General features: G+C 57.5%; 2 protein-coding genes and 1 pseudogene. All 3 read left to right on the top strand.

Annotation, left to right across the window (positions count from 1 at the left end; all coding sequences use genetic code 11):
* Window positions 1–2,016: TonB-dependent receptor (locus tag Q0F21_RS05875; protein ID WP_297238247.1), on the top strand; the 2,016-nt coding region annotated here is incomplete at its 5' end.
* A gap of 29 nt (window positions 2,017–2,045) precedes the next feature.
* Complete coding sequence (locus Q0F21_RS05870) at window positions 2,046–3,485, top strand: DUF5689 domain-containing protein (protein WP_297238245.1); 1,440 nt, start codon at window positions 2,046–2,048, stop codon at window positions 3,483–3,485.
* Window positions 3,469–4,172, top strand: a pseudogene (locus Q0F21_RS05865) (endonuclease/exonuclease/phosphatase family protein); the annotation flags it as partial. The gene Q0F21_RS05870 and the pseudogene Q0F21_RS05865, both read left to right, overlap by 17 nt.

Here is a 4,172-nt window from a genome sequence, read left to right as displayed (position 1 = left end):
AACTACTACGCCCGCACAATGATCAGCTACAATACCGGTCTGATGGATAATGGCTGGGCATTTACCGGACTCCTTGGAGGAAGATATGCCCACGAGGGAGTGGTAGAGGGGACCTTCTATGAGAACCTCTCCTACGCCCTCGGGGCTGAGTACCGGTGGGATGAGGGACGTCACGCACTCAGTCTGATCACCTTCGGATCCCCTGTCCGTCGTGGTCAGCAGGGAGCCTCAGTCGATGAGGCAGTGCAGCTCGCGGGATGCTACACTTATAACCCCAATTGGGGCTGGCAGGATGGCAAGAAGCGCAACTCTCGGGTCGTCACCTCCTACGATCCCACTGCGATCCTTACCTACGACTGGAAGCCCGATATGCTCACCAGCTGGACCACTGCCGTGGGCGTCCACCACAGCCACTACCAGAAGACCTCCCTTGACTGGTTTAATGGTGCTGATCCACGCCCGGACTACTATCGCTATCTGCCCTCCTACTTTACCGGTGCGCCTGATGTGCAGGACTACTACCGCTATCTCTGGCAGTCCGGTCGCACGTCACAGATCGACTGGGACCGTCTCTATCAGATAAATGAGCTGAGCAATAGGACCGGCGACGGCTCCGCAGTATATATGGTACAGGGTCGAAACAATGATCTCTTCGAGGTGTCGCTTAACTCTACGCTCAATAAGCAGATCACCTCTACCCTCAAGGTCTCCGGTGGCGTCGGCTACCGGTACGGGCATGCGCGCCAGTACCAGACCGTGGAGGACCTGATGGGTGCTCAGTATGCCCGTGATGTGGATAAGTTTGCCGAGCGAGACTTCCCCGGCGACCATGACCGTATCCAGAATGACCTCAATCGTCCGGACAGACGAGTCTACGAGGGCGATGTCTTCGGTTACGACTATGACCACGACCTCCACTCTGCTGAGGCGTGGGTACAGAATAGCCACACCTGGGCGCACCTCGACCTCTACTATGGTGGTCGTATCGCCTACACCAATATGCTGCGTGAGGGATATATGCGCAACGGACGCTATCCCGACAGCTCTTATGGTAAGGGAGAGTCCCACAGCTTCGTCACCGGGGATGCCAAGGTCGGCTTCAACTATAAGTTTAATGGACACCACTTCCTGCTCGGAAATGCGGTCTACCAGTCTCGTCCGCCACTGGTCTGGGATATGTACGTCAATCCCAACGTCACCGACCTCACGGTCGATGATCTCAAGCCGGTCAGTGATGCCTCTGTAGACCTCAGCTACGTCTTCTCCACGCCTCGCGTGTCGGGTCGTCTGGGGCTCTTCTACACCAAGTTCTGGGACGATATGCGCAAGATCGCCTACTACAACGACGTGGAGCGCACCTTCGTCTACCACACTCTCTACGATATGGAGAAGGTGCATCGTGGCATCGAGGCGGGTATCAATGTGAAGGCTACCGACGCACTCAGCTTTGACCTCGTCGGGACGGTCTCCCAGTACTTCTATGCCAATGACCCGATGGGAGTTATGAACTCGACCAACGGCAAGATCCGGAACCGTGAGGAGAAGGTATATATGAAAAACCTCTACCTCGGAGGGATGCCGCAGATGGTTGGCACCTTTGGGATCAATTACTTCATCAATTACTGGTTCCTCAATCTTAATGTCAATGGCTTCGGCTACAACCACATTGACCCCGCGCCTATCCGTCGTCTCGCCTCCAATTATACCGGAGTCCGCCCCGAGGGCGTCCCGGGACACAATCCGGAGGAGTACGCTGCCTTCAAGGGCATCACTACTCAGGAGCGCTTCAAGGGTGGCTGCACCCTCGATCTAAGCATCGGCAAGATCATCTACCTCCCCGGACGACAGAGGATCAATCTCAACCTCTCTGTCCAGAACCTTAGCAACCGTCGGGACATCATCACCGGTGGATACGAGCAGGGACGTATCAATCTGAAGAACCCTGAGCGATTCGGTAATAAGCACTACTACATGCAGGGCATTAACCTCTTCTTCAATGCCGGCTACATCTTTTAATCACCAGACAATCCGAGATACACTACGATATGAAACAAGGACTAAAATTACTGGCACTCGCCGCAGCCGCCATCGTGACGGTCTCGTCCTGTAGCGACCTAAAGTACGATGCACCACTCCTCACGGAGCCCAAGGTGGAGGGTATGACGCCAAACGTCACCATCGCTGAGCTCAAGAAAGAGTACTCCGGCGTCGCCGACCGCTCCTCCAAGGAGATCGAGTACGAGTACGTCCTCAGGGCGACCGTATCCGCCAACGACGTCTCCGGGAATATCTATAAGCAGATCTACATCCAGGACGAGACAGGCGGCATCGCCGTGAGCATCGACCAGAATGCGATCGCCGGGACCTACCCCGTCGGTCAGGAGGTCTTCATCGATCTCCACGGACTTGCGATCAGCATGTATGGCGGACAGCCCTCAATAGCCCACCCGACAGCGGAGAAGAATCGGATCCCCTTCGAGATCATAAAGAAGAAGATGCTGCCCAATGGCTGGCCCAATGCTGACCTCGTCCAGCCAAAGACCATTAGGATCTCTGACCTCACCGATGACCTCGTCGGTCGTCTGATCCGTATCGATAACGTCTACTTCGAGCAGAAGGGGCAGCCCTTCGCACCAGCTCAGGAGACCGTCAATCGTCTCATCACCGACGGCAAGGGCGCCTCAATCATAGTCCGCAATAGTGGGTACGCCGACTTCGCTGCCGACAAGCTTCCGGAGGGCACCGGCTCTATCGTGGCGATCCTCTCTAAGTTTGGCAACGACTACCAGCTCTTCCTCCGCTCTCGCGAGGATGTGATCGGCTTCACTCCCGGCACGACCCCCTCTGATCCCTCTGATCAGGGTGGCAGCGAGGAGCCGACACCCGACACCGGCAGTACAATCCTCGATGCCCCCTTCAGTAAGGATCTGGCGCCCTTCACCCCAGTGAACGTCAAGGGCGACCAGTCCTGGAGGATCAAGCACCAGAGCAATAAGACCACCGGCGAGGTATACGACCACTTTGCCGTGATGAGTGGCCACGACGGCACCACCGGACACGCCAATGAGGACTGGCTCATCTCTCCGCTCCTCGATTTGACCGGCGTCACCTCGGCCAACCTCACCCTCAAGCAGGCGATCAACTTTGCCGACCCAGCTACGATCAAGGAGTGCCATCAGCTCCTCGTCTCCACCGACTACAAGTCCGGTGCCCCCTCCTCCGCCACTTGGACACCGGTCACCATCGAGCTGCCCAAGGGGAAGGACTGGAAGTTTATCGACACCACGGTTGACCTCCCCAAGTCAGTCCTCGGTCAGGGTTCCATCCGCTTTGCCTTCAGGTACACCTCCCCTGACGGGCAGACCTCCTCATGGGAGATCAAGGAGCTCAAGCTGAAGACTGTCGGTGGTGGCAAGGTGATCACCGAGGGCTCCGGCTCTACTATCGACTCCATGAAGAACAAGAACTATGATGTCGCCAACTAAGCCAAGGCTCTCGCTCCTCGCGGGGCTTCTCCTGCTCGTCCTCACCACCTCGTGTGGCTCATCCCGCCACACGAGTGACCGGACGGTTGCGTCGGACACCAAGTATGACGCCTATGCGGCCGCTTTCTACAATGTGGAGAACCTCTTCGACGCTGAGGACGACCCCGATAATCCCGGGGATGACGAGTTTCTCCCCTCAGGTCCCTACAATTGGACCCGGGCGAAGTATGAGAAGAAGCTCCACAACATCGCCTCTGTGATCTCCAAGCTGGGTCGGGAGGTCACTCCCGCCGGCCCCGCGATCATCGGTCTCGCCGAGGTGGAGAATAAGCGGGTCTGCGACGACCTCGTCGCGCGTCCGGAGATTGCCGACATGGGGCTGCAGGTGATTGACGTCCCCTCGCCCGACTGGCGAGGCATCGAGACCGCCCTACTCTACAATCCTAAGCTCTTCAAGGTAACCGACTACAAGGCCTATCGCTACCCCGAGGTAGACTTCCGCCCCGGCTACCGCACCCGAGACCAGCTCCTCGTCAGCGGGACGCTCGCCGGTGAGCCCTTCCACGTCCTCGTCTGCCACTGGCCCTCCCGCTACGGCGGCAAGTCCTCCAGCATCTACCGAGAGACCGCCGCCAAGCTCTCCAAGCACATCGCTGACTCCCTCTATAATGATAATCCCAAGGCAAA

Origin of the sequence: uncultured Porphyromonas sp. (assembly GCF_934359325.1) — a bacterium.
Taxonomy (GTDB): domain Bacteria; phylum Bacteroidota; class Bacteroidia; order Bacteroidales; family Porphyromonadaceae; genus Porphyromonas_A.
The sequence above is the reverse complement of the archived record's forward strand: the minus strand, read 5'-3'. Positions and strand labels throughout refer to the sequence as shown.

What these genes read in the sequence shown, in the direction of transcription:
- Q0F21_RS05870 (WP_297238245.1), top strand. Translation starts at nt 2,046, where the DNA reads ATGAAACAAGGACTAAAATTACTGGCACTCGCCGCAGCCGCCATCGTG.